The 25,008-nt window shown below is 66.6% G+C and carries 26 protein-coding genes; 22 read left to right on the top strand and 4 right to left on the bottom strand.

Going from position 1 to position 25,008, the window contains the following annotated elements:
- Window positions 1–24 precede the first annotated feature (24 nt).
- From RMP06_RS09580 to RMP06_RS09565, 4 genes are read left to right on the top strand one after another with little or no spacing between them, the layout of a single operon-like run.
- Entirely contained in the window at window positions 25–630 is a 606-nt protein-coding gene (locus RMP06_RS09580) for a LysE family translocator (protein ID WP_310461550.1), read from the top strand.
- A complete protein-coding gene (locus RMP06_RS09575; protein ID WP_310461549.1) occupies window positions 627–1,529 on the top strand; it encodes a DMT family transporter in 903 nt (300 codons plus the stop codon). The genes RMP06_RS09580 and RMP06_RS09575 overlap by 4 nt, the downstream gene beginning before the upstream one ends.
- Entirely contained in the window at window positions 1,526–2,746 is a 1,221-nt protein-coding gene (locus RMP06_RS09570) for an aminotransferase-like domain-containing protein (protein WP_310461548.1), read from the top strand. The genes RMP06_RS09575 and RMP06_RS09570 overlap by 4 nt, the downstream gene beginning before the upstream one ends.
- Entirely contained in the window at window positions 2,743–3,609 is an 867-nt protein-coding gene (locus RMP06_RS09565) for a PhzF family phenazine biosynthesis protein (protein WP_310461547.1), read from the top strand. Before RMP06_RS09570 ends, RMP06_RS09565 begins: the two co-directional genes overlap by 4 nt.
- A gap of 28 nt (window positions 3,610–3,637) precedes the next feature.
- Here the strand turns inward: RMP06_RS09565 and RMP06_RS09560 are convergent, their stop codons facing one another.
- Window positions 3,638–4,090 carry a c-type cytochrome gene (locus tag RMP06_RS09560; RefSeq protein ID WP_310461546.1) on the bottom strand — a complete coding sequence of 151 codons (453 nt, stop codon included), beginning with the start codon at window positions 4,088–4,090 and terminating at the stop codon, window positions 3,638–3,640.
- A gap of 91 nt (window positions 4,091–4,181) precedes the next feature.
- Here RMP06_RS09560 and RMP06_RS09555 point away from each other — a divergent pair, with 91 nt between their 5' ends.
- From RMP06_RS09555 to RMP06_RS09500, 12 genes are all read left to right on the top strand, one after another.
- Window positions 4,182–4,895 (top strand): cytochrome b/b6 domain-containing protein, encoded by a 714-nt coding sequence (locus tag RMP06_RS09555; protein ID WP_310461545.1) that lies wholly within the window; start codon window positions 4,182–4,184, stop codon window positions 4,893–4,895.
- 10 nt (window positions 4,896–4,905) lie between these two features.
- On the top strand, window positions 4,906–5,415 hold the full coding sequence (locus RMP06_RS09550) for a GNAT family N-acetyltransferase (RefSeq protein WP_310461544.1): 510 nt from the start codon (window positions 4,906–4,908) through the stop codon (window positions 5,413–5,415).
- A gap of 68 nt (window positions 5,416–5,483) precedes the next feature.
- Complete coding sequence (locus tag RMP06_RS09545; protein ID WP_310461543.1) at window positions 5,484–6,380, top strand: SMP-30/gluconolactonase/LRE family protein; 897 nt, start codon at window positions 5,484–5,486, stop codon at window positions 6,378–6,380.
- A 197-nt stretch (window positions 6,381–6,577) separates the two neighbouring features.
- Entirely contained in the window at window positions 6,578–7,105 is a 528-nt protein-coding gene (locus RMP06_RS09540; RefSeq protein ID WP_310461542.1) for an ATP synthase subunit I, read from the top strand.
- Window positions 7,106–7,134: 29 nt separating this feature from the next.
- Window positions 7,135–8,031 carry a F0F1 ATP synthase subunit A gene (atpB, locus tag RMP06_RS09535; RefSeq protein WP_310461581.1) on the top strand — a complete coding sequence of 299 codons (897 nt, stop codon included), beginning with the start codon at window positions 7,135–7,137 and terminating at the stop codon, window positions 8,029–8,031.
- Between the two features lie 105 nt (window positions 8,032–8,136).
- Window positions 8,137–8,385 (top strand): F0F1 ATP synthase subunit C, encoded by a 249-nt coding sequence (atpE, locus tag RMP06_RS09530; protein WP_310461541.1) that lies wholly within the window; start codon window positions 8,137–8,139, stop codon window positions 8,383–8,385.
- Between the two features lie 50 nt (window positions 8,386–8,435).
- Window positions 8,436–8,906 (top strand): F0F1 ATP synthase subunit B, encoded by a 471-nt coding sequence (locus RMP06_RS09525; RefSeq protein WP_310461540.1) that lies wholly within the window; start codon window positions 8,436–8,438, stop codon window positions 8,904–8,906.
- A 2-nt stretch (window positions 8,907–8,908) separates the two neighbouring features.
- On the top strand, window positions 8,909–9,442 hold the full coding sequence (locus RMP06_RS09520; RefSeq protein ID WP_310461539.1) for a F0F1 ATP synthase subunit delta: 534 nt from the start codon (window positions 8,909–8,911) through the stop codon (window positions 9,440–9,442).
- Between the two features lie 68 nt (window positions 9,443–9,510).
- Window positions 9,511–11,049, top strand: a complete 1,539-nt coding sequence (atpA, locus tag RMP06_RS09515; protein WP_310461538.1) for a F0F1 ATP synthase subunit alpha — start codon at window positions 9,511–9,513, stop codon at window positions 11,047–11,049.
- Window positions 11,050–11,064: 15 nt separating this feature from the next.
- Entirely contained in the window at window positions 11,065–11,946 is an 882-nt protein-coding gene (gene atpG, locus RMP06_RS09510) for a F0F1 ATP synthase subunit gamma (protein ID WP_310461537.1), read from the top strand.
- Between the two features lie 51 nt (window positions 11,947–11,997).
- Window positions 11,998–13,422 (top strand): F0F1 ATP synthase subunit beta, encoded by a 1,425-nt coding sequence (gene atpD, locus RMP06_RS09505; protein WP_293994826.1) that lies wholly within the window; start codon window positions 11,998–12,000, stop codon window positions 13,420–13,422.
- Window positions 13,423–13,500: 78 nt separating this feature from the next.
- Window positions 13,501–13,917, top strand: a complete 417-nt coding sequence (locus RMP06_RS09500) for a F0F1 ATP synthase subunit epsilon (protein WP_310461536.1) — start codon at window positions 13,501–13,503, stop codon at window positions 13,915–13,917.
- Between the two features lie 115 nt (window positions 13,918–14,032).
- Here the strand turns inward: RMP06_RS09500 and RMP06_RS09495 are convergent, their stop codons facing one another.
- Genes RMP06_RS09495 through RMP06_RS09485 form a run of 3 tightly spaced genes read right to left on the bottom strand, consistent with a single transcriptional unit; the run spans window position 14,033 to window position 16,144 of the window.
- Entirely contained in the window at window positions 14,033–14,572 is a 540-nt protein-coding gene (locus tag RMP06_RS09495; protein ID WP_310461535.1) for a TPM domain-containing protein, read from the bottom strand.
- A gap of 2 nt (window positions 14,573–14,574) precedes the next feature.
- Window positions 14,575–15,492: a TPM domain-containing protein gene (locus RMP06_RS09490; protein ID WP_310461534.1), complete on the bottom strand. Its 918-nt coding sequence runs from the start codon at window positions 15,490–15,492 to the stop codon at window positions 14,575–14,577.
- Window positions 15,493–15,523: 31 nt separating this feature from the next.
- Window positions 15,524–16,144: a LemA family protein gene (locus RMP06_RS09485; protein ID WP_310461533.1), complete on the bottom strand. Its 621-nt coding sequence runs from the start codon at window positions 16,142–16,144 to the stop codon at window positions 15,524–15,526.
- A gap of 192 nt (window positions 16,145–16,336) precedes the next feature.
- On the opposite strand from RMP06_RS09485, the gene hemE reads away from it, so the two are divergent.
- The 6 genes from hemE to RMP06_RS09455 all read left to right on the top strand — a co-directional run bounded on the left by hemE (window position 16,337) and on the right by RMP06_RS09455 (window position 24,995).
- On the top strand, window positions 16,337–17,431 hold the full coding sequence (hemE, locus tag RMP06_RS09480) for a uroporphyrinogen decarboxylase (RefSeq protein ID WP_310461532.1): 1,095 nt from the start codon (window positions 16,337–16,339) through the stop codon (window positions 17,429–17,431).
- An 81-nt stretch (window positions 17,432–17,512) separates the two neighbouring features.
- Window positions 17,513–19,645, top strand: coding sequence for a primosomal protein N' (locus RMP06_RS09475; RefSeq protein WP_409050141.1), 2,133 nt, complete (start codon window positions 17,513–17,515; stop codon window positions 19,643–19,645).
- A gap of 243 nt (window positions 19,646–19,888) precedes the next feature.
- Window positions 19,889–20,992: a GNAT family N-acetyltransferase gene (locus RMP06_RS09470; RefSeq protein WP_310461531.1), complete on the top strand. Its 1,104-nt coding sequence runs from the start codon at window positions 19,889–19,891 to the stop codon at window positions 20,990–20,992.
- 67 nt (window positions 20,993–21,059) lie between these two features.
- Window positions 21,060–22,292 carry a carboxylate--amine ligase gene (locus RMP06_RS09465; RefSeq protein WP_310461530.1) on the top strand — a complete coding sequence of 411 codons (1,233 nt, stop codon included), beginning with the start codon at window positions 21,060–21,062 and terminating at the stop codon, window positions 22,290–22,292.
- A gap of 16 nt (window positions 22,293–22,308) precedes the next feature.
- On the top strand, window positions 22,309–23,571 hold the full coding sequence (locus RMP06_RS09460; protein ID WP_310461529.1) for an FAD-dependent monooxygenase: 1,263 nt from the start codon (window positions 22,309–22,311) through the stop codon (window positions 23,569–23,571).
- Window positions 23,572–23,735: 164 nt separating this feature from the next.
- Window positions 23,736–24,995 carry a carboxylate--amine ligase gene (locus RMP06_RS09455; RefSeq protein ID WP_310461528.1) on the top strand — a complete coding sequence of 420 codons (1,260 nt, stop codon included), beginning with the start codon at window positions 23,736–23,738 and terminating at the stop codon, window positions 24,993–24,995.
- Window positions 24,996–25,008: the final 13 nt, after the last annotated feature.

The following is a 25,008-nucleotide window of genomic DNA, read 5'->3' as shown; positions in this document are numbered from 1 at the left end:
TTCAAGCGCCCTAGACTGGTGCCCATGCCTGCGATCACCTCCTCCGACTACCTCGCCCTGCTCGCGCTTGGCACGGCCATGTCGTTCACCCCCGGCCCCAACACGACGCTGTCCACCGCCCTGGCCGCCAACCTCGGACTGCGCCGGACGCTGCGTTTCTGTCTGGCGGTGCCGGTGGGCTGGGCGCTGATGCTGCTGCTGTGCAGCGTCGGGCTGGGCGCGGCGATCGCAGCGCAACCTGTGCTGCGGCTCGGCATCAAGGTCGTGGGCCTGGGCTACCTGCTCTGGCTGGCGTGGAAGCTCATGCGCACGACGCAACTCGGGCAAATGGACACGGCGCGCTTGCAGGTCGGCTTCTGGCAAGGCGTGGCGCTGCAGTTCGTCAACATCAAGGGCTGGATGTTCGCGCTGTCGGTGGCCGCGGGCTGGGTAGTGCCAGGGCCGGTGGGCGAGCGGTTGCTGGTGGTGCTGCCGACGATGGTGGCGTTTGCGTTCACGAGCAATTTCACCTATGCGCTGGTGGGCGCGCTGCTGCGGGGCTGGCTGGCGCAAGGGGCGCGGCTGGCGTGGTTCAACCGGGGCATGGCGACGGTGCTGGTGCTGACCGCCGTGTGGATGGGGCAAGCATGACGACGACCGCCGAGAACCGAGGCCTGCTCTTCGGCCTGCTGGGCGTGGTGATCTTTGCGTTGACGCTGCCGATGACGCGGCTGGCGGTCGGACCGACCGATGCGCCGCAACTGCCGCCGCTGTTTGTCACCGCGGGCCGAGCGGCCGGGGCGGCGCTGCTGAGCGTGGTCTACCTGTGGCTGACAGGCGCATCCTGGCCGACACGGCGCGATGCGCTGCCGCTCGTCGTGTCGGCGCTCGGTACGGTGGTCGGCTTTCCGCTGTTCATCGCATTGGCGTTGCGCGAGGTGCCGGCGATGCACGCGGCCGTGATCACCGGCGTGCTGCCCTTGTTCACGGCGGCGGTGGCGGCCTGGCATCTGCGCCAACGCCCGTCGAACGGGTTCTGGGCGTGTGCGGTGCTGGGCTGTGCGCTGGTGCTGGGGTTTGCGGCGGTGCAGGGCGGTGGACACCTGGTCGCGGCAGACGGCCTGCTGCTGGGCGCGATGCTGAGTGCGGCGATCGGCTATGTTGCCGGGGCGCAGTTGTCGGCGCGCTGGCGGGCCGAGCACGTGATCTCGTGGGTGCTGGTGATCAGCCTGCCACTGACCGGGCCGGTGGCGTGGTGGACACAACCCGCCGCGCCGGGCGACATCGCCGCCGCGGCCTGGGGCGGCTTCGCCTATGTCATGGTGTTCTCGATGTGGCTGGGTTTCTTCGCCTGGTACCGCGGGCTGGCGCTGGGCGGCATGGTGCGGGTCAGCCAGGTGCAGATGGTCCAGCCCTTCCTCTCGCTGCTGCTGGCGGTGCCGGTGCTGGGCGAGCCGTTGCAGGCGATGACGCTGGTGTTCGCCGCTGCCGTGGTGGCGGTGGTGTTCATCGGTAAGAGAATGGCAGTCCACAAGGAACCACGCGCATGACTTTCGAACTCCCCCTCTGGAATCCCGCCCGCCGCGCGGCGCGGATGAACCCGTCCATCCTGCGCGAGATCCTCAAGGTCACCGACCGGCCGGGCATCCTGTCGATGGCGGGTGGCCTGCCGTCGCCGGACTCCTTCCCGGTCGAGGCCATGCGTGTGGCCTGCGACAAGGTGCTGCGCGAGACGCCACGCGAGGCGCTGCAGTACGCCGCCAGCGAGGGTTTCACGCCGCTGCGCGAGTGGGTGGCCAGGCACCTGCGCGGCCAGGGCATGACCGTGGACGCCGAGCAGGTGCTCATCACCACTGGCTCGCAGCAGGGGCTGGACCTTGTCGCCAAGGTGCTGGTCGATGCGGGTGCGCCGGTCGCGGTCGAAGCGCCGACCTACCTGGGCGCGTTGCAGGCGTTCGCGCCGATGGAGCCGATCTTCGCCAGCATCCCCAGCGACGCGGATGGTCCGCTGCCTGAGGCGGTGGCCGCCCTCCCGCACGACGCCCCGGGCACGCGCTTCATGTATGTGCTGCCCAACTTCCAGAACCCGAGCGGCCGCGTCATGCCCGAGGCGCGGCGCGAAGCGCTGATCGCCGCAGCGAAGCAGGCCCGCGTGCCGCTGGTCGAGGACAACCCCTACGGCGATCTCTGGTACGACACCCCGCCGCCGAAGACGCTGGCCGCGCGCTGGCCCGAGGGCGTGATCTACCTGGGGTCGTTCTCGAAGGTGCTGGCGCCGGGGCTGCGTCTGGGCTATGTGGTGGCGCCGCGGGAGCTGTTCCCCAAGCTGCTGCAGGCCAAGCAGGCGGCCGATCTGCACACGCCGGGTTTCAACCAGCGCGTGGTCTACGAGGTGATCCGTGACGGCTTCCTCGACCAGCACGTCCCCACCATCCGTGACCGCTACCGCACCCAGCGCGACGCGATGCGCGAGGCCCTGACCCGCCATCTGCCCGAAGGCAGCGAGTGGACGGCGCCGACGGGCGGCATGTTCTGCTGGGTGCGGCTGCCGGAGGGCTGCGACGCCGTGGCGCTGCTGCCGAAGGCGGTGGAGCAAGGGGTGGCCTTCGTGCCGGGCGCGGCGTTCTATGCCCACGCACCCGATCCGCGCACGGTGCGCCTGTCGTTCGTGACGTTGACGCCGGACCAGATCCACACCGCCGTGGCCATCCTGGGCACCGTGCTGAAGCGCCACCTGACCGAGGACCAGCCGGAGCCGACGCCGTGAACACACCCCTCGACCGCCGCACCGTGGTGCTCGATGTTTTCACCGCGGAGCCACTGAAGGGCAATCCGCTGGCGGTCGTCATTGATGCCGAGGGCTTGAGCGACGCGCAGATGGCCGCCTACGCCCGCTGGACCAACCTGTCCGAAACGACCTTCCTGCTGCCGCCGACCGATCCGGCCGCCGACTACCGGGTGCGGATCTTCACGCCTGGTGGCGAGCTGCCCTTCGCGGGGCATCCGACGCTGGGCAGTTGCCAGGCGTGGCTGGATGCGGGCGGTGTGCCGCGCGAGGCGGGTGTCGTGGTGCAGGAGTGCGGGGTCGGGCTGGTGCAGGTGCGGCAGATCGACGGGGCGCCGAGCCGGCTGGCCTTTTCTGCGCCACCCTTGCGGCGCAGCGGCCCGGCCGAACCGGTGGTGATGGCGCAGGTGATGCGTGCGCTGCGGATCTGCGCGGACGCGGTGCTGGGGGTTGAGTGGATCGACAACGGTCCTGGCTGGCTGGGTGTGCGCCTGCGCGACGCGGCGGCGGTGCGCGCGCTGGTGCCGGACTTCGTGGCGATGCGCGGACTGAATGTCGGTGTGATCGGCGCGTGGCCGGCCGGTGGCGCCGTTGATGTGGAGGTGCGGGCGTTCGTGCCGGACCTGGGTGTGCCTGAAGATCCGGTGACTGGCAGCCTGAACGCCGGTCTGGCGCAGTGGCTGATCGGCTCGGGGGTGCTGCCGGCGCGCTACGTCGCCGGGCAGGGCCACGCGCTGGGACGCGATGGCCGGGTGCATGTCGAGCACATCGCTGCGGGCGAGTGGGCCGGCGTGTGGATCGCCGGGGACGTGACGCGCTGCATCGCGGGAACGCTGCGGCTGTGAACTGCCGCCACCAGCGTTCCGCAGGGCGTCATTCCTTGCGGTAGTTGTCGTGGCAGGCCTTGCAGGTCTGCGCGGCGCTGCCGAATGCGGTCTTCAGTTGCGCCAGATCGCCGGTCTTGGCAGCGGTGTTGAGCTTGGCCATCTCGTCCTGCATCTTGGTCATGCCGCCCTTGAACTTGTCGGCTTCGGACCAGATCTCCGGCTTGGCGCGGGTCTCGCCCTTGTCGGTTCCGGCGATGAAACCGGCGGCAGGGAGTGCGGACAGGTGGGTCAGCAGCTCGGCATTTTCGGCAGCAACCTTGGCGTCGAAGGGCGCCTTGCCGCTGGCCATTGCGCCGACGCGGCCGAAGTGGTTGGCCATCACCGTGAACGCGGCCTTGCGGTACTTGATGGCGTCTTCGGGTTTCTGGAACTGGGCGCTGGCGGGCAGGGCGGCGAACAGGCCGGCGGCGGCACACAGGGCGATGCAGAGACGTTTCATCGGCGGAACTCCGGGTGGGATGTCGCAACCACATGGTCGCCAGGCCAGTGTAGCCTTGCGGATGTGACTGATTTCAGCGCAAGGTAACGCGATGGCATTGACGAGAAATGACACCTCTGACGGGCTGCATCTGGTGCGGGTATGGGACTGGCCGACCCGGCTGTTCCACTGGGCGCTGGTGCTGTGTGTGGCGGGCGCGGTGGTGAGTGCCAAGGTGGGCGGCAACGCGATGCCGTGGCACTTCCGGTTCGGGCTGGCGGTGCTCGCGCTGCTGGTGTTCCGGCTGGTCTGGGGCGTGATCGGCGGGCACTGGTCGCGCTTCACCAGCTTCCTCTATGCGCCCACGACGCTGCTGCGTTATGTGCGCGGGCAAGCACACCCGCAGGATCGGCTCGATGTCGGCCACAGCCCCACCGGCGCGCTGTCGGTGTTCGCGCTGCTGGGGCTGCTGGCGGTGCAGGTGGCGACCGGGTTGGTGGCCGACGACGAGATCGCCAGCACCGGGCCGCTGATCCGCTTTGTCGAATCGGCCACCTCGCTGGCGGCGACCTCCTGGCACAAGTCCTGGGGGCAATGGCTGCTGCTGGGGCTGGTGGTGCTGCACTTGTGTGCGATCGCCGTGTACCGTGTGGTCCACCGCAACGATCTGGTCACGCCGATGCTGGTGGGTGACAAGCAGCTGCCGCCTGCGGTGGCTGCGGCCGTGCCGGCATCGGCTGACCATGTCGGGCGCTGGGTGCTGGCGCTGGCCGCCTTGTCACTGGGTGTTGCCGCGGCATTGTGGGTGCAGGTGCAGGGCGGCTAGACTGCGCTCCATGCATGTCCCCGAGATCCGCCTGATCGTGCCGGACACCCCGGCGCTGATCAAGGCCACGCGCGACATTTTCCGCGAGTACGCTGCCAGTCTGGCGGTGGATTTGTCCTTCCAGGGCTTCGAACCGGAGCTGCGCAGCCTGCCAGGCGAATACGCCGGGCCGAACGGCTGCCTGCTGCTGGCGCTGGTGGACGGGGTGGTGGCAGGCTGCGGCGCCTACCGCCGCATCACCGACGTGGACTACCCGAACGCCTGCGAGATGAAGCGCCTCTATGTGCGGCGCACCTTCCGCCGCTTCGGGCTGGGCCGGCAGGTGGCGCAGGCACTCATCGACGATGCCCGCCAGGCACGCTATTCGTCGATGCTGCTGGACACGCTGGACGACATGGAGGCGGCGCGGGAGCTGTACACCTCGCTTGGCTTCGTCGAGGTGCCGCCGTTCTATTTCAACCCGCTGCCAGGGGCGCATTACCTGTGCGTTGATCTCGACAGTCTGCACAGCCGCTACTGACTCGGGTTACAGGCGGGTACCGCGTTAGCATCGCGCCCCGATTCGAACTTCCCACCCAGCGAGCCGCCATGGATGCCGATCTGATTCGCGCCGTCAGTCCCCCTTGCCTCCTTGGCGAATCGCCGATGTGGCACCCGCGTGAGCAGGTGCTCTACTGGTGCGACATCCCCGGGCGGCGCCTGCACCGGCTCGATCCAGCCAGCGGGCAGACGCAGCACTGGGACTTCCCTGTGGAGCCGGCCAGCGTGGCCCCGGCCCTCGACGGCACGCTGCGTCTGGCGATGCGCGACGGACTGTGGCGCTTCGATCCAGCGACCGGCGAGCGGGCACGTCTGGCTGCACCACCCTACGATCCGGTCACCGAGCGTTTCAACGATGGCAAGTGCGATCCGCAGGGGCGCTTCTGGATCGGCACGATCTACGAGCCGCGCGATCCACCGCTGGCTGCGCTGTACTGCTGGGATGGCACCACGCTGAGTCGCCGCGCTGAAGGCATTACGGTGTCCAACGGTTTGGCCTGGAGCGCCGATGGGCGGACGATGTACTGGTCCGACACCAAGGCGCACGCGGTCTATGCCTTCGACTTTGATCCCGCTGGCGGGCTGTCCGGGCGCCGCACCTTCGCGGAGTTCCCCAAGCGCGTACCGGACCAGTCGCTCGACGCCTACGGCGGCCGACCGGATGGTGCGGCGGTGGACAGCGAGGGCTGCTACTGGGTGGCGATGTTCGAGGGGCAGCGTGTGCTGCGTCTGTCGCCACAAGGGCAGGTGCTGCGCGAGGTGCGTCTGCCGGTGCGCTGTCCGACGATGCCGTGTTTTGGCGGCCCCGATCTGAAGACGCTCTACATCACGACTGCGCGCGAGAAGCGTCCGCCCGAAGAACTCGCGCTGCAGCCGCTGGCCGGGTGTGTGCTGGCGCTGTCCGTCGATGTGCCGGGCTTGCCAGCGCATGTCGCCAGCACGTGACGGGTGCAAGCGGGGCGTCATCGAGACGTGCGCATAATCACGTCCCGGGCAGTCACACGCTTTGATCGATGGAACAATGCACGGTTTGGAGTCGGTGTTGTATGCAGCGCACGTTTCAGGTGCGCTGGCGCGCCGAAGTGCTGATCGGCAGGAGGGACTAGCGATCAGTGGGGGTTTCCACGTACAATTGAATGGTTTTGCCGCAACTGCTCATGAAAAACGTGGATAAGCCTGCATCTCGTCCCAACAGATTGCTGGCTGGTCGCGATGACCATGCAGATGAGGATGGCCAGGATGATTTCAAGCGCCTGACGCGTGAAGAAGCGCAAGCCCTTCGCGCCGAACTGCCGCAGATTTCCGTGTGGTGGCTGATTGCCTCGCAGGCTGCAGTGGGGCTGCTGATCGCGCTGGGACTCCGGTTGGTCTTCGGTGACATGAGGCTGTTCTGGTCTGCCATGTATGGCGCAGCCACTGTGCTTGCTCAGGCGGTCATGATGGCCATAGGAATGGCGCGGCTGTCGAATGTGAATGCGAATGTAACTGCGTTCAATTTCATGTTCTGGGAGTTATTGAAAATTGGTGTCGCACTGGCCATGATGGCGTCCGCGACAAGAATCGTGCCGGATCTGAGTTGGCTGGCGATGCTGGTCACGATGGTCGTGTGCATGAAGATGAATTGGCTGGCCCTGCTATGGCAGGGTCGGGTGAACACCACTCGGTCGTAAGACACAAGACAACCGTTCGAGAAAATACGATGGCTGCTGAAGAACACGTTGCAGAACATGCACCGACCGCGGGTGAGTACATCTCCCACCACCTCACGCACCTGACCAGCCGGAGCCAGACCGGTATCGCCGATTTCTCGTTGAGTAATCCGGTGTTCAAGGTGGATTCGCTGTTCTGGTCCATCGTGCTGGGGGTGCTGGGCTGCTTTGTCCTGTGGCGCGTGGCCCGCAGTGTGACCTCCGGCGTACCGGGGCGCATGCAGGCGGCAGTCGAATTCCTGATCGAGCTGGTCGATACGCAGGCCAAGGGCATCGTGCACAACGAAGCGTCCCGCAAGGCAGTCGCGCCGCTCGCGCTGACCGCATTTGTCTGGATCTTCCTGATGAACGCGATGGACCTGCTGCCGCTGGATTTCATTCCCGGCATCTGGAAACTCATCTACGGTGGCGCTGGACATGATCCGGAGCACGCCTACATGCGCAGCGTTCCGACCGCCGACCTGTCCACCACGCTCGGCATGTCGATCACCGTGCTGCTGGCCTGTCTGTACTACAACATCAAGATCAAGGGCCTCAGTGGCTGGGTCGGTGAGTTGTTCTCGGCGCCGTTCCATGCCCACGGCGTGATGGCTGTCGTGCTGGCTCCGATCAATTTCCTGATGCAGATGATCGAGTTTGTCGCGAAAACGGTTTCGCACGGCATGCGACTGTTCGGCAACATGTTCGCCGGTGAGCTGGTGTTCATGCTGATCGCACTGATGGGCTCGGTGGGCTTCGGCTCCTTCGGTGGTGTGGCGCTGTGGGTTGGTCAGGTGATCGCAGGCTCTGCCTGGGCCATCTTCCACATTCTGATCATCACGCTGCAGGCGTTCATTTTCATGATGCTGACCCTGGTCTATCTCGGTCAGGCGCACGACAAGCACTGATCGTCCCCCCGTCTTGAAACCTGCATTGCCGGACCGACTGGTCCGGTGGTCGCTCCCCTGTTTTCTTTCCTTTCCGTCCGTCAACAACCTCTCTTAGGAGCAATCATGGAAAACGTCCTCGGTCTCGTCGCTCTGGCCTGCGGCATCATCATCGGTCTGGGTGCTGTCGGCGCTTGCGTCGGCATCGGCCTGATGGGTGGCAAGTACATCGAAGCATCGGCTCGCCAGCCGGAACTGATGAACGAACTGCAGACCAAGATGTTCCTGCTGGCCGGTCTGATCGACGCTGCCTTCCTGATCGGCGTTGGTATCGCGATGCTGTTCGCCTTCGCGAACCCGTTCGTTCTGAAGTAATCGGTCTTTCTCGTCATACGTCACTCCCATAAACGAGAAAGGTCGAAGCCGTGAATCTGAACGCAACACTGTTGGCGCAGATCGTGGTCTTCGTGATCCTGTGGTGGTTCACGATGAAATTCGTGTGGCCGCCGATCACGAAAGCGCTGGACGATCGGGCCAAGATGGTCGCGACCGGTCTGGCTGCGGCCGACAAGGCCAAGCTGGAACTGGCAGGCGCTAACAAGCGCGTCGAGGAACAGCTAGCCCAATCGCGCAACGAGACCGCCAAGCTGCTGTCCGACGCCGAAAAGCGTGGCCAGGCCATCGTCGATGAAGCCAAGCGCCGTGCCGAGGAGGAGGGTGCCAAGATCGTCGCCGCCGCCAAGGCCGAAGCGGACCAGCAGGCCATCCATGCCCGCGAAGTCCTGCGTGACCAGGTCGCCGTTCTGGCTGTCAAGGGTGCAGAGCAGATCCTCAAGCGCGAAATCAACGCCGGTGTCCACGCCGAGCTGCTGACCCGCCTGAAGACGGAGCTGTAACCATGGCCGAACTCACTACCATCGCACGCCCCTACGCCGAGGCGCTCTACCAAGTGGCCTGCAAAGGCGACGTGGCGGCCTGGCGTCAGCAGATCGAGGCGCTGTCCCAGGTGGCCCAGAACCAGCAAGTGCGCCAGTTCGCCGACAGCCCCAAGGCGTTGGACGACCAGGTGGTCGATCTGGTCACTGCCGCTGCGCAGCTTCCGCTGGAAACCGGTGTGCAGAATTTTCTGCGCATGCTGGTGGCCAATGGTCGTCTCGTGGCACTGCCGGCGATCGCCGAGCAGTTCCACGCGCTGGTCAACGCCTCTTCTGGCGTCGCCGATGCCGTGGTCTACAGCCCCTACCCGATCGAGCCAGCGCAACTGGCGGACGTCGTGTCGAGTCTGGAGAAACGCTTCGGGCGCAAGCTTTCGGCCAGCGTCGTGCTGGAGCCGGAGCTGATCGGTGGCATTCGCGTGGTGGTGGGCGACGAGGTGCTCGACACCTCCGTCAAGGCCCGACTGGAACGCATGAAGGTGGCGCTGAGCGCTTGAATCGAATTCATCCCTGTGTCCGCCGCCGTTCCGCCGGAACGGCGTTCTGACCAGACTGGGAGCAAGCTATGCAATTGAATCCCGCAGAAATCTCTGAACTGATCAAGAGCCGCATCGAGGGTCTTGGCGCCGCCGCCGACATTCGCAATCAAGGTACCGTGGTCTCGGTGACGGACGGCATCGTCCGCGTCCACGGCCTGAGCGATGCCATGCAGGGCGAAATGCTCGAATTTCCGGGCAACGTCTTCGGTCTGGCGCTGAACCTGGAGCGCGACTCCGTCGGCGCCGTGATCCTAGGCGAATACGAAGGCATCTCCGAGGGCGACACGGTCAAGTGCACCGGCCGCATCCTGGAAGTGCCCGTCGGCCCGGAACTGCTCGGCCGCGTGGTCAACGCCCTCGGTCAGCCGATCGACGGCAAGGGCCCGATCAACGCCAAGCTCACGGACGTGATCGAGAAGGTCGCCCCTGGCGTGATCGCCCGGAAGTCCGTGGACCAGCCGGTGCAGACCGGCCTGAAGTCCATCGACTCCATGGTGCCGATCGGCCGTGGCCAGCGCGAGCTGATCATCGGTGACCGCCAGACCGGCAAGACGGCCGTGGCGATCGACGCGATCATCAACCAGAAGGGCCAGAACATGGCCTGCATCTACGTCGCGATCGGCCAGAAGGCTTCGTCGATCAAGAACGTGGTGCGCTCGCTGGAAGCCGCTGGCGCGATGGACTACACCATCGTCGTCGCTGCGTCGGCGTCCGAATCGGCTGCCATGCAGTACGTCTCGGCCTACACCGGCTGCACGATGGGTGAGTACTTCCGCGACCGTGGCCAAGACGCCCTGATCGTGTACGACGACCTGTCCAAGCAGGCTGTTGCGTACCGCCAGGTCTCGCTGCTGCTGCGCCGTCCTCCGGGCCGCGAAGCATTCCCTGGCGACGTGTTCTATCTCCACAGCCGCCTGCTCGAACGCGCAGCCCGCGTGAACGCCGACTACGTCGAAGCGTTCACCAAGGGTGAAGTCAAGGGCAAGACGGGTTCGCTGACGGCACTGCCCGTGATCGAAACCCAGGCCGGTGACGTGTCCGCGTTCGTTCCGACCAACGTGATCTCGATCACCGACGGTCAGATCTTCCTGGAAACCAGCCTGTTCAACGCCGGCATCCGTCCCGCCATCAACGCCGGTATCTCGGTGTCGCGCGTGGGTTCGGCGGCACAGACCAAGCTGATCAAGGGCCTGTCCGGCGGTATCCGTACCGACCTGGCGCAGTACCGTGAGCTGGCCGCGTTCGCGCAGTTCGCTTCGGACCTGGACGAGTCCACCCGCAAGCAGCTCGACCGTGGCGCCCGCGTCACCGAACTGCTCAAGCAGGCGCAGTACTCGCCCCAGCCGATCAGCCTCATGGCTGCCACGCTGTACTCGGTCAACAAGGGCTTCATGGACGACATCGCAGTCAAGAGGATTCTTGCCTTCGAAAGCGGCCTGCACCAGTACCTGAAGACCAGCCACGGCGCGCTGCTGAAGAAGCTCGAAGACAACAAGGCGATGGACAAGGACGCGGAAACCGAGCTGCAAGGCGCGATCGCTGCGTTCAAGAAGTCCTTCGCCTAAGCCGGGAGCATCGTCATGGCGGCAGGCAAGGAAATACGCGGCAAGATCAAGTCGGTGGAAAACACCCGCAAGATCACCAAGGCCATGGAAATGGTGGCCGCGTCCAAGATGCGCAAGGCGCAAGAACGCATGCGCGCGGCTCGTCCGTACGCTGACAAGATCCGCAACATCACGGCCAACCTGTCGCGGGCGACGCCTGAGTACCACCATCCGTTCGTCGTCAAGAACAGCGGCACAGGTGCGGTGGGCGTCATCGTCGTGTCGACCGACAAGGGGTTGTGCGGCGGGATGAACACCAACGTGCTGCGTGCGGTGACCACGCGGTTGCGCGAGTTCGAGGCAGTCGGCACGAAGGTGCATGCGGTCGCGATCGGCAACAAGGGGTTCACCTTCCTGAACCGCGTCGGTGTCAAGGTCGTGTCGCATGTCACCCATCTGGGTGACACGCCCCACCTCGACAAGCTGATCGGTCCGGTCAAGGTGCTGCTCGACCAGTACGCCGAAGGCAAGCTGGACGCTGTCTACCTCTGCTACACCCGCTTCCTCAACACGATGAAGCAGGAGCCGCAGATCGAGCAGTTGCTGCCGCTGGCCGCAGAGCGTCTGGAGCAGTCGGCGAGCGAGAAGCAGGCCCATGGCTGGGATTACCTCTACGAGCCGGATGCCCAGTCGGTCATCGACGACCTGATGGTGCGCTACGCCGAGGCCCTGGTGTTCCAGGCCGTGGCCGAGAACATGGCGTCCGAGCAATCGGCGCGCATGGTGGCCATGAAGGCCGCGACCGACAACGCCGGCACGCTGATCAACGACCTGAAGCTGGTCTACAACAAGACCCGTCAGGCCGCGATCACCAAGGAACTCTCCGAGATTGTCAGCGGTGCGGCGGCGGTGGGTTGACCCAGCCACGCGACGACGAGACGCAACGAACCAAGATTGAAGGAACGAAAAATGGCGAACATTCAAGCCACTACTGGCGCAGTAGGCAAGATCGTTCAGTGCATCGGCGCCGTGGTGGACGTGGAATTCCCCCGCAACCAGATGCCGAAGATCTATGACGCACTGAAGCTGGACGGCAGCGCACTGACCCTCGAAGTGCAGCAGCAGCTCGGCGACGGCGTGGTGCGTACCATCGCGCTGGGCTCGTCCGACGGCCTGCGCCGCGGTCTGGAAGTGCGCAACACGCGTGGTCCGATCATGGTGCCGGTCGGCCCGGCCACCCTGGGTCGGATCATGGACGTGCTGGGCAGCCCGATCGACGAACGCGGCCCGGTCAATGCCGAGCACACGGCGTCGATCCACCGCAAGGCCCCGGCCTATGACGAACTGTCGCCTTCGCAAGACCTGCTCGAAACCGGCATCAAGGTGATCGACCTGATCTGCCCGTTCGCCAAGGGCGGCAAGGTGGGTCTGTTCGGTGGCGCCGGCGTGGGCAAGACCGTGAACATGATGGAACTCATCAACAACATCGCCAAGGCCCACTCGGGTCTGTCGGTGTTCGCTGGTGTGGGCGAGCGGACCCGCGAAGGGAACGACTTCTACCATGAAATGGCCGATTCGGGCGTCGTGAACCTGGAGGATCTGGGCAAGTCCAAGGTCGCCATGGTCTACGGCCAGATGAACGAGCCGCCGGGCAACCGTCTGCGCGTGGCCCTGACCGGTCTGACGATCGCCGAGTCGTTCCGCGACGAAGGCAAGGACGTGCTGTTCTTCGTGGACAACATCTACCGCTACACGCTGGCCGGTACCGAAGTGTCCGCGCTGCTGGGCCGGATGCCGTCTGCCGTGGGTTACCAGCCGACGCTGGCCGAGGAAATGGGCCGCCTGCAAGAGCGGATCACCTCGACCAAGGTGGGTTCGATCACCTCGATCCAGGCCGTCTACGTCCCTGCGGATGACCTGACCGACCCGTCGCCTGCCACCACCTTCGCCCACCTGGACGCAACGGTCGTGCTGTCGCGTGACATCGCTTCGCTCGGTATCTACCCGGCCGTGGATCCGCTGGATTCGAACAGCCGCCAGGTGGACCCGAACGTCGTCGGTGAAGAGCACTACAACACGACCCGTTCGGTGCAGCAGGTGCTGCAGCGCTACAAGGAACTGCGCGACATCATCGCCATCCTGGGCATGGACGAGCTGGCACCGGAAGACAAGCTGGCCGTGTCCCGCGCTCGGAAGATCCAGCGTTTCCTGTCGCAGCCCTTCCACGTCGCCGAAGTGTTCACCGGCTCGCCGGGCAAGTACGTGCCGCTGAAGGAAACCATCCGTGGTTTCAAGATGATCGTGGCTGGCGAGTGCGATCACCTGCCCGAGCAGGCGTTCTACATGGTTGGCACCATCGACGAAGCCTTCGAAAAGGCGAAGAAGATGCAGTGAACCCCGGTGGATGGCGCGCCGTGCGGTGTGCCATCCCTGGTTTGCTGAATCCTCTTCAACCCCCCAAGAAGGAAGCACATGGCAACGATCCACGTTGACGTCGTTTCGGCAGAACGCTCGATCTTCTCGGGCGAAGCCAAGTTCGTCGCGCTGCCGGGCGAAAACGGCGAGCTGGGCATCCTCCCCCGGCACACCCCGTTGATCACCCGCATCAAGCCGGGTGCCGTGCGCATCCAGCGCGCGGACCACGGTGAAGACGAGTTCGTGTTCGTGGCCGGCGGCATTCTCGAAGTGCAGCCCGACCGCGTGACCGTGCTGGCCGACACCGCCATCCGTGGTCATGACCTGGACGAGGCCAAAGCGGTCGAAGCCAAGCGTCAGGCCGAGGAAGCGATGAAGAACGCCAAGAGCGACATCGATCTGGCCCGTGCCCAAGGCGAGTTCGCCACCATGGCCGCCCAGATCGCCGCGATCCAGAAGTTCCGCCGCAAGTAAGCAAGCACGCAAGATCTTCCCGCTGGCCGCAAGGTGGTGGGAAATCCAGCAAGACCACGCCCGCCCAGGTGCAAACCTGCGGCGGGCGTGGCGTTTCTGGGTGTCTCTGGGCGGTTCAGCGCAGGTCGGCGCGGTCGGGCAATTCGTTCGGATTGCGCTGCTCACCGCTCAGGGGGAACCAGTGGCGCAGCGCCTCGTCCAGCGCGGTGATCGTGTTGCGCAGTGCCTGTTCGTGCTGCCCCTGGCGCAGCAGGGGTTGCATGGCCTCGACCAGTGCCTGCCACTGGTCCGGGTCGATGTGGCGGTGCAGGGCGCGATCGGCCACGATCTCGATGGCGCGGTCGGCCAGCAGCAGGTAGACCAGCACGCCGTTGTTGTGTTCCGTGTCCCACACGCGCAGCTTGCTGAACACCGACAACGCCCGCGCCCGCGGACTCGCGCCATCGCGCAGGTAGCGCCAAGGCAGCGCCGCTTCCACGCACAGCCGGATCTCGCCGCTGTGGTGCTGCTCGCTGGTGGTGATCCGGGCTTCGAGCCGGGTGATCGCCTCGGCACCGAGGACATCGGTGATGTCGCCCCGATCCGACCAGAGGTGTCGCCACCACTGGCGCCACGAGCGGTGAAAACGTTCAGCAGCAGGCACCGTGTTGTCCATGTTCACCAGCTTCCCGACGCACCGCCGCCACCAAAATCACCCCCACCCCCCGAGGAGAATCCGCCGCCGCTCGATGAGCCGCCGCCTCCCCAGCCGCCACCACCGCCCCCCCATCCACCGGGCGTGGGGAAGGACCGGCCCCGGGTAACACGCGGCGAGAGAAACCCCAGCACCCCCACCACCAGCGCCACGAACAACCCCACCACCGCCGCCACGCCGGCCGCTGCCGCACTGGCTGTCAGCAGCCAGGCGACACCACCCGCCCCGCCGCCGGTCAGCAGCGGCCCGAGCTTGCGGCCGAACATGCCGACGATCGCCTTGGCAAACGCTGGCAGCATCACGACCGTCAGGAGGATCCACATCATCGGATCCGGGCCGTCCTCACCCGTACCGCTGCCCGTGTCAGTGGCCGACGGCGCCGGCAACCCTTCGCCCTTGATCAACCCCCCCAGAACGCGCACCGCGGCAGACAAGCCTCCCGCGTAGTCGCCTTGCCGGAAGGCCGGCGTGATCTGCTCGTTGATGACGCGCTTGGCCATCAGGTCGGGGATCGCGCCTTCGAGTGTCTTGGCCACCTCGATGCGGACCTTGCGGTCCTGCGTGGCCACGACGATCAGGAGCCCGTCGCCCACCGCGCGGCGTCCGATCTTCCATTGATCGCCCACGCGCTGGGCGTAGGCGGCGATGTCCTCGGGCTGCGTGCTGCGCACGAGCAGCACGACCACCTGCGACCCCGCCTCGCGTTCCAGTGTCTCCAACTGGGTCGTCAGGGCCTGGCGCTGGTCAGGCTGCAGCGTGCCGGTCTGGTCGATCACCCGGCCGTTCAGCGGCGGCACAGGCAGGATGTCCTGGGCCGCGCTGCCGAAGGCGACCAGCAGCCAGAGTCCCAGCGTCAGCAAACCTCGCAGGAGGACGGTCATGGTGCGGGTGCGCGGTGCGGGTTCGTTCGGGTTACTTGGCCGTGGGCTTGTCGAAGCTCACGGCCGGCGGCTGGCTGATCTGTGCCTCGTTGGCCACGGCCAGATTCGGCTTGACCTCGTAATGGAAGACCATCGCCGTCAGGTTGGTCGGGAAGCTGCGGGTGAGCACGTTGTAGTCCTGCACCGTCTTGATGTAGCGGTTGCGCGCCACGGTGATGCGGTTCTCCGTGCCTTCGAGCTGCACGCGCAGATCCTGGAAACCCTGGTTGGCCTTCAGGTTGGGGTAGTTCTCGGTCACGACCAGCAACCGGCTCAGGGCACCGCTGAGTTCACCTTGGGCGGCCTGGAACTTCTTGAATGCTTCGGGGTTGTTGATCAGCTCCGGCGTGGCCTGGATGCTGGTGGCCTTGGCGCGGGCTTCGATTACCTTGGTGAGGGTTTCCTGCTCGAAATTGGCCTCGCCCTTGACGGTGGCCACGAGATTGGGCACGAGGTCGGCGCGGCGCTGGTACTGGTTGAGCACCTCGGACCAGCTTCCCTTCACGTCCTCGTCCAGCCGCTGGAAGTCGTTGTAGCCGCAGCCGGTCAGTGCCGCGATGACCAGCACGCCCGCGAGGCGGCGCATCCAAGTACCCAGTTGTTCCAACACCATGATGAGTGAGCCTCCAAGACTTTGATGGGGTGGTGATGATGCGTGTGTGGTGGCCGTGCAGTGGCAGCAGAGTGTGTCGTATTTCACGGCATTGCACACTCTGGGAGCTTACCTCAGCGGGGCAGGGGGTGAACAGTTCGGAGGGATGGGTGCCGTCAGGAGGCTGCCTCGGGCGGCTCCTACAATCCCGTCATGTTCGCCCCCCTCCAAAACGACACCTTCCTGCGCGCCCTGCGCCGCCAGCCCACCGAGCACACCCCCGTCTGGCTGATGCGCCAGGCCGGACGCTACCTGCCGGAATACCGCGCCACGCGCGCGACGGCCGGCAGCTTCATGGGGTTGGCGACCAATGTGGACTACGCCACCGAGGTCACGCTGCAGCCGCTCGAACGCTATCCGCTCGACGCCGCGATCCTGTTCTCGGACATCCTCACCGTGCCGGACGCGATGGGCCTGGGCCTGAGCTTCGCGCTGGGCGAGGGGCCGAAGTTCGCCAAGGTCGTGCGCGACGAGGCGGCGGTCGCCGAACTCGCCGTGCCGGACATGGACAAGCTGCGCTACGTGTTCGACGCCGTGACCTCGATCCGCAAAGCCTTGAACGGCCGCGTGCCGCTGATCGGCTTCTCGGGCAGCCCGTGGACGCTGGCCTGCTACATGGTCGAAGGCGGCGGCAGCGACGACTATCGGCGCGTCAAGTCGCTGATGTACAGCCGCCCGGACCTGATGCACCGCATCCTGGCCATCAACGCCGACTCGGTGGCCGCCTACCTGAACGCCCAGATCGAAGCCGGCGCACAGGCCGTGATGATTTTCGATAGCTGGGGCGGCGTGCTGGCCGATGGCGCATTCCAGGAATTCAGCCTCGCTTACACCCGCCGCGTGCTGGCCCAGCTCAAGCGCGAACACGACGGCGCCCAGATCCCGCGCATCGTCTTCACCAAGGGCGGTGGCATCTGGCTCGACGAGATCGCCGACCTCGACACCGACGGCATCGGCCTCGACTGGACGATGGACCTCGGCAAGGCCCGCGAGCGCGTTGGCCACAAGGTCGCGCTGCAGGGCAACCTGGACCCGAACGTGCTCTTCGCCAGCCCCGCGCAGATCGACGCCCAGGCCTGCCGTGTGCTCGACCGCTTCGGCGCCCACCCCGGCCACATCTTCAACCTCGGCCACGGCATCAGCCAGTACACGCCGCCCGAGTCGGTCACGGCGCTGGTCGAAGCGGTGCATCGCCACTCGCGGGAGATGCGTGCTGCGGCCTCTTCGGTTCCGGCTGCCTTAATTTGAGGCAATCTAGGAAAATACCTTGCGTGACAAGTACTTGACGGCACGCTAACCAGCTTGTCCACAACGTTATCCACAGCTTCGGTGGACATCCCTGCACCGCCCGCATCACCCGCGCTGCCTGTGGAGTACCGGCTGCGTGTGCTGGTCGATCTGCCACGGCACAGCCGGCTGGACGCGGTGCTCGACTACCTCGCGCCCGAGCCGTGGCCGGCGGGCACGCTGGTGCGGGTGCCGCTGGGCAAGCGGGAGGTCTGCGGCATCGTCTGGGGGGCGGCTGAGGTGCCGGAGGGTGTGGAAGGCGACGAGGTGCCGGTCCTGCGCAGCGTGGTGCAGGCGCTGACCGCTCTGCCCCCGTTCACCGCCGGCTGGCTGCGGCTGGTGGGTTTCGCGGCGTCCTACTACCAGCGCAGCCCGGGCGAGGTGGGCCTGAGCGCCTTGCCGCCGGATCTGCGGGATCTGGACGCCGTGCAGTTGACCCGCCGGCTCAAGCGCCTGGACAAGGCCCGAGCGGCCGCAGCGAAGGCCGTTGTGGTGCCGCCCGTGCCCGAACGCCCTGCGCTGTCGCCCGAGCAGCAGACCGTGCTCGACACCCTGGCCGACGGATCGCCGCAGCCCAGCCTGCTCTTCGGCGCGACCGGCAGCGGCAAGACCGAGGTCTACCTGCGCGAAGCCGAGCGTGTGCTCGCCGCGGGGCGGCAGGCGCTGGTGCTGGTGCCCGAGATCAATCTGACGCCGCAACTCGAAGCCCGCTTCGCCGAGCGTTTCCCCGACCGTTGCCTCGTCTCGCTGCACAGCGGCCTGACCCCGGCGCAGCGCCTGCAGCACTGGCTGTCGGCGCACCTCGGCCACGCTGACCTGGTGCTCGGCACGCGCATGGCGGTGTTCGCGTCGATGCCCCGACTGGGGCTGATCGTGATTGATGAGGAGCACGACCCGTCCTACAAGCAGCAGGAGGGCGCCCGGTACTCCGCCCGCGACTTGGCGGTCTGGCGCGGGCGGCATGAGCGGGTGCCAGTGCTGCTCGGCTCGGCCACGCCGTCGCTGGAGAGCTGGTACAACGCCGGTCCGGTCGAGGCTGGCGGCGGGCGTTACCGGCGGCTGGTGATGCCGAGCCGCATCGGCGGCGGCCGCTTGCCGGCGGTGCGGCTGGTGGACCTGAGCCGCATCGCCGCCCAGTTCGGCAAACAGGCGCTGCGCCAGCACCCGCTGGCCCCGCCGCTGCTGGACGCGCTGCGCGAGCGGCTCGACCGCGGCGAGCAGAGCCTGGTGCTGCTCAACCGCCGAGGCTACGCACCCGTCCTGCACTGCACCAACTGCGGCTGGAAAAGCGCCTGTCCGCATTGCAGCGCCTGGCGCGTCTTCCACAAGCTCGACCGCACCCTGCGCTGCCACCACTGCGGCATCACCGAGCGGGTGCCCCGCGCCTGCCCCGACTGCGGCGACCCCGACATCCAGCCCATGGGCCGTGGCACCGAGCGGCTGGAGGAGCAGCTCGCCGACTTGCTGCCGGGCGCTCGCATCGGCCGCATCGACGCCGACAGCACCCGCACCAAGGGCAGCCTGGAGAGCCAGCTTGCCAGCGTCCATGCGGGTGAAGTGGATGTGCTGGTCGGCACGCAGATGGTCGCCAAGGGCCACGATTTCCGACGCATGACGCTGGTGGCGGCGGTGCAGGCGGATGCGGCGCTGTTTTCCAGCGACTTCCGGGCGCCGGAGCGGCTGTTCTCGCTGCTGATGCAGGCGGGTGGCCGGGCTGGCCGGGACGCCGAACTGGCCGGGCGCAGCGAGGTGTGGATCCAGACCTGGCACCCTGCGCACGCGCTCTATGCGGCCTTGCGCCAGCACGACTACGAGGCGTTCGCCGCGTCGCAGCTCGCTGAGCGCGAATCCGCCGGCATGCCGCCGTTTTCCTTCCAGGCGCTGCTGCGGGCCGACGCGCGCACCCCCGAAGCCGCGCTGGCGTTTCTCGATGCGGCCGCGCTGCAGGCCCAGCGGTTACCGGGTGCGCAGGAGGTGCTGGTCTACCCGCCAGTGCCTGCACCGATTCACCGGGTCGCCGATGTGGAGCGGGCGCAGATGCTCGTCGAGGCGTCCGGGCGTGTCGCGTTGCATCGGCTGTTGGCGCACTGGCTGCCGGGCCTGCAGGCGCTGTCTTCGGAATCCGCCACACGTGTGCTTCGGTGGGCATTGGACGTCGATCCGCTCTCAATTTAAAACAATTGATAGTCATCCCCCTTGTTTGGTTGTCACATTTGGTTGCTGCGGGGTTTCCGTCTGCAACGTTTTTGGTCACGATTGCTGTAAAACCCGGCGTCGATCAAAACGACGCTGGGGCTGCTGGTTCACACTGGTGAACACAAGAGCTGGATTCGTGGATCGACGTCGCAATGGGGAGGGTTGAACGTGGCAGTTCCACAATGGGAAGTCAGATTGCGTCAGTTGGCCGATTTGACCGACATGGACCGACAGGCCTGGGCCAGGCTCGAAGCCCGATCGGCCGAGCCGAATGCGTTCATGTCGCCGCATTTCGTGCTACCGGCACTGGCGCACCTGGACGCTGGGGCCTCGGCGGTGCTGATGTGGATCGAGCGGGATGCGGGTGGGTTGAAGGAACTGGCGGGTGTGGGGGTGTTCCGGTACAGCCTGGGGACGCGCGCTTTTCCGTGGCCGCACCTGACGGCGTACCAGTCGGAACACACCTACCTTGGCGGGTTGCTGATCGATGCGGAGGCGGTCCTGCCGATCGTGGAGGCGATCCAGGCCTTCCTGTCGAGGCGGAGCTGTTTCTGGAAAGGACTGGAGCTGCCCAAGGTGCACACCAGCGGCCCGCTCGCCGAGGCGATCACGGCGCTGTCCAGCCAGCGCAGCCAGCCGGTGCAACTGCTCGGACCGCAAGAGCGGTCGATGCTGACACTCGCCAACTGCGGCGAGGCTCTGCTGCGCGACACCCTTGGCAAGAAGCTCAACGAGATCAACCGCTGCATGCGCCGTCTGGAAGAAATGGGCCGGGTCAGCTGGCACTGCCTGCGCGAAGGCATCCCGGCCGAGTCGATCGAAGATTTCCTGCGCCTGGAGCACCTGGGCTGGAAGGGCGAGTCTGGTACCTCGATGCGCTCGACGCCGGCCGGCGAAGCCTTCTTCCGCGACATGGTGGCGCGATTTGACGGTGACCACCACCGGGCGCTGTTCACCGAGCTGCGGATCGACGGCCGGGCGGTGGCCTCCACCTGCAACTTCGTGTCCGGCAACATGGGGTTCGCCTTCAAGGTCGGCTGGGATCCGGAACTGCGCAAGCTCGGCCCGGGCATGCTCAACGAGGTCGAGTTCATCCGCCATGTCCGCCTCCATTGTCCGGACCTGCAGTCCTTTGACAGCGGCGCCTCGGCCGACTCCTTCATCAACCGGCTCTGGCCCGACCGACGTGCACTCGGGCTGTTGCTGATGCCATCGAGCAGGCTGGCTTCTTGTGCGCTGACGGTGACGCAGCGGCTGCGAGAATCCCGGCAGGCCCGGCGTCCGAATTCGGAAATTGACGCAATAATCACGGAAGTCAAAGCCTGAATCCTCTGCCAGAGCCAGTCCGGTACCAGGTGGCGACCGCACCGGTCCACTGTCTCTGCCTTATTGCATGCATAACAACAACTCACTGGCGCCGGGGCGCCTTCCCGCCGTTGTCCTGGCCTGTGCGGGTGCCCCCGAGGGGGATCTCAATATCGTGCGCTCGCTGGGCGAGCAGGGCGTTCCGGTGATTGTGCTCGGTGAGTACGCTGATCCGCCCTCACGTTATTCGCGCCACTGCATCGAGTTCTTGCAGTTGCCGGATTTTGACGGACAGCCGCAGGCCTTGCTGGACACCCTGGCCGACCTGGCCCGCCGCCACGGCGGACCGCTGCCCATATTCCCCTCCGCCGATCCGGATCTGGATGTGCTGAACCGGATCCGCGAGACTGCCCGTCCGCACGTGCGCTGGACGATGGCAGAGCCGGCGCTGGTGACCGCGCTGATGGACAAGCGGGCGTTCAGCGAACTGGCTATCCGCTTCGATCTGCCCGTGCCGCGTACCTTCACGCCGACGACGCTGGACGAGGTCGAGTGCATTGCCGATATGCTGTCGTTTCCCGCCATCGTCAAACCTTCCCTGCCGACTGCCTGGAAGCACCCGGAATTGCCGCGAGAGATCCGCACGGCCAAGGCCATCGTGCTCCAGTCGCGCGAGGAACTGCTGCGCGTCTGTCGCACGGTGGCGCCCTGGGGCCTCGCGCTGATCCTGCAGGAATACGTACCGGGCGATGACAGCGCCCACTACGACGTGCATGCTTTCATCGACCAGCAGGGTGTGGCCCGCGCGACTTTTTGTGGTCGCAAATGGCGCATCCAGCCCCCCCATGTCGGCAGCGGCTGCTACGTCGAGAGCTTGCACGAACCAGCGCTGGAGGCGATGGTCATCGACATCCTGCAGCGGCTCGATTACCGCGGCATCGCCAACCTCAACTTCAAGCGCCACAGCGTCAGCGGCGAGTTCAAGCTGCTGGAGATCAACGCCCGGGTGAGTCAGTGGACGATCCTCACGACGCGCGCCGGCGTCAACCTGCCTTGGATGGCCTACCGCGACGTCTGCGGCCTAGCGCAGGAGGCCCCGCTGCCGCGCCACACCGGGCTTTGGTACATCAGTGGCAAGAACGACTTCCGCGCCATCCGTGGCTATGTGCGCGAGGGCGTGTGGACCTGGTGCGGCTACCTGCGTTCGCTGCTGAAGCGGCCGATCGTCTTCCAGGTGCTGAGCCTGCGTGACCTCGGCCCCGCGCTGCACCTGACCGTGCACTGGATTGCGGAGAAAATGCGCCTGCGGTCACCTTCCTGACCGTCCAGGAGTCGAAATGTCCGCTGTCCTTCCGGTTCCTCCAGCGCTGCAACTGGCCGTGGTCGGGGCTGGCCCGGTCGGGCTGGCGTTGGCGCTGTCCGCTGCGCGTCGCCTGCCTGCCGCGCGGATCTGTGTCTATGACCGACTTCCCGTTGCCCACGATGTCAGTGGCGATCCACGCACGCTGGCCTTGTCGCAGGGCAGCGTGCTGGAACTGCAGCGGCTGGGCGTGTGGGCCGCGATGGCCGAGCGGGCCGAACCGATCCAGGCTGTGCACGTCTCGCAGCAGCAGCCCGGTCTGCTCGACCTGCTGGGCCGTGCGCCGGCGCCGGAGCTGTTGATCCGCGCCGTGGACGAGGGCGTGCCCCAGCTCGGCGCGGTGATTCCCTATGGCGCGCTGGCTGCGCCGATGCGGGCGGCGTGGCTGGCTGCCTGTGCGCGTGAGCCGCAGCGCCTGTCCGTGCGCTGGGGCAGTGCGGTGAGCGGGGTGCGCACGGTGTCGGACGGGGTCGAGATCGACGTTGGCGACGATGCCGGTGCGGCTGGGGCGCTGGTCGAACCGCACCATCTGGCGGTGATTGCCGAGGGGGGGGTGTTCGCCGAGCAGGCGCGCAAGGCCGTCGCCCACGATTACGGACAGACCGCCTGGGTCGGCACGATCGGGCTGGAGGGCGGCGAGTCCGGGGTCGCCTATGAACGGTTCACGCCGCAAGGACCGGTGGCGCTGCTGCCGCTGCCGGGCACGATGCTGGCCGACGACGGCCGCACGGTGTGCCGACGCGCGGCGCTGGTGTGGTGTGTCGAACAGAAGGACGACGCGGTGGCCGGCTTGACCGAGGCGCAGCGGCTGGCGGTGCTGACCCACTTGCTGCCGGCGCGGGTGGGGCGGCTGGTCTCGGTCCGACCGCTCAAGCACTTTGCGCTCGGCCTCAACGCCGAGCGCACGCTGGTGCAGGGCCGCACGGTACGCATCGGCAATGCTGCGCAGACGCTGCATCCTGTCGCGGGGCAGGGCTTGAACCTGGGCCTGCGCGACGCGCACGAACTGGTGCTGCAACTGGCCCGCGGTGGCGATGTCGACCAGGCGCTGCGCCGGGTCGAGTGGCAGCGCGCGCCGGACCGCTGGGCCATGATCGCCGCCACCGACTTTCTGGCGCGCAGCTTCACCTGGCCGTGGCCGGGGCTCAGCACCTTGCGCGGTGCCGGGCTGGCCGTGCTGGGGCAGGTGGGCCCGCTGAAGTCGCTGCTGGCGCGCCGGATGATGTTCGGCGGACGCTGAGCGGCCCGAGAAAGATGACCGTGCGGATTGCGCGCGCGGTCGCTGGGCCCCCCTGTTGACGGGGAGTGGCTGCCGCCCGGGGGGTGTCCCGATCCGCTAAAAACGAGGCTGAGTTCCCTGCACTCCCAGCCAACGCCTTTCAGAGCGGACCCCGCCCCCCCACCATGCACGCTGCCCCCCACGCCTCTTCACCACGCCCCGCGGTCGTCCTCGCCTGCCTCGGTGCCCAGGGGGCCGATCTGAATCTCGTGCGTTCGCTGGGCGAGGAGGGCGTGCCCGTGATCGTCATCGGTGAATACGAGTTTCCGCCTTCGGGCTATTCGCGTCACTGCATCGAATACATCTGCGCCCGCAACTTCACGCGCCGCCCCGAGCACCTCCTGCGGGTGCTGCGCGAGCTGCGCATGCGGCACGGCCAGGCGCTGCCGGTCTTCCCCACCGCCGACACCGATCTGCGTGCGCTGGTCTCGCTGCATGCCGATCTGGTCGGCACGTCCCTCTGGGTCTCCGCGTCGCCGGACACGGTGAACCGCATGATGGACAAGCGCCGCTTTGCTGCATTGGCCCAGGCGTTGCGCTTGCCCGTGCCAGCTACCCATGCGCCTCGCACGCTGGAAGAGGTCGAAACCCTCAGCCGCGTGGTGGACTTCCCGGTGGTGCTCAAGCCGGCGTATCCGACCGCGTGGAAGCGCCCGGGACTGGACCCCGTGATCGCTCGTGCCAAGGCGCTGGTGATCGACGCGCCGGACGAGTTGATGCGGGTGTGCTGTCGCATTGCGCCGCACGGACTGGATGTGCTGGTGCAGGACTATGTGCCCGGTGCCGACGACCTGCACTACAGCGTGCATGCCTGGATCAGCCGCGCCGGTGTGGTCGAGCGGGTGGCGACGACCCGCAAATGGCGCACCTTCCCGGTCCAGGTCGGCACGGGTTGCCACGTCGAGACCGTCTCGGTGCCCGATCTGGAGGCCGAGGCTGCCGATATCCTCGCGCGACTGAAGCTGCGTGGCATGGTGGTGATGAACTTCAAGCGCGACGTGCGCACCGGGCAGTTCATGCTGCTGGAGGTCAATCCGCGGCTGAGCTGCAACAGCCTGCTGCTGACCCGCGCTGGCTTCAATCTGCCATGGCTGGTCTACAACGAGGCCTGCGGTCGCCAGATGACCGCGCCGGCCGAGTGGCGTGTTGGCGTGCGCTATCTGAGCGCCAAGGCCGACTTCCTGGCCTTCCGCACACTGGCCCGCGAAGGCCGGATGGGCTGGGGCGAGTACCTGCGCTCGGTGCTGCGCCCGGGCATGGTTTACCGGGCGCTCGACCTGAGCGACATGGGCCCGCCGGTACAGATGGCGGCCGACTGGCTGGCGCTCAAGGGCAAGGGCAGCGGCCGCTGGGTCCGCAGCCGGCTGGGCCTGAACGCGGTGTGATCGGGGGCTGATC

The organism is Sphaerotilus sp. (genome assembly GCF_031429695.1).
Lineage (GTDB): Bacteria > Pseudomonadota > Gammaproteobacteria > Burkholderiales > Burkholderiaceae_C > Sphaerotilus.
The sequence above is the reverse complement of the archived record's forward strand: the minus strand, read 5'-3'. Positions and strand labels throughout refer to the sequence as shown.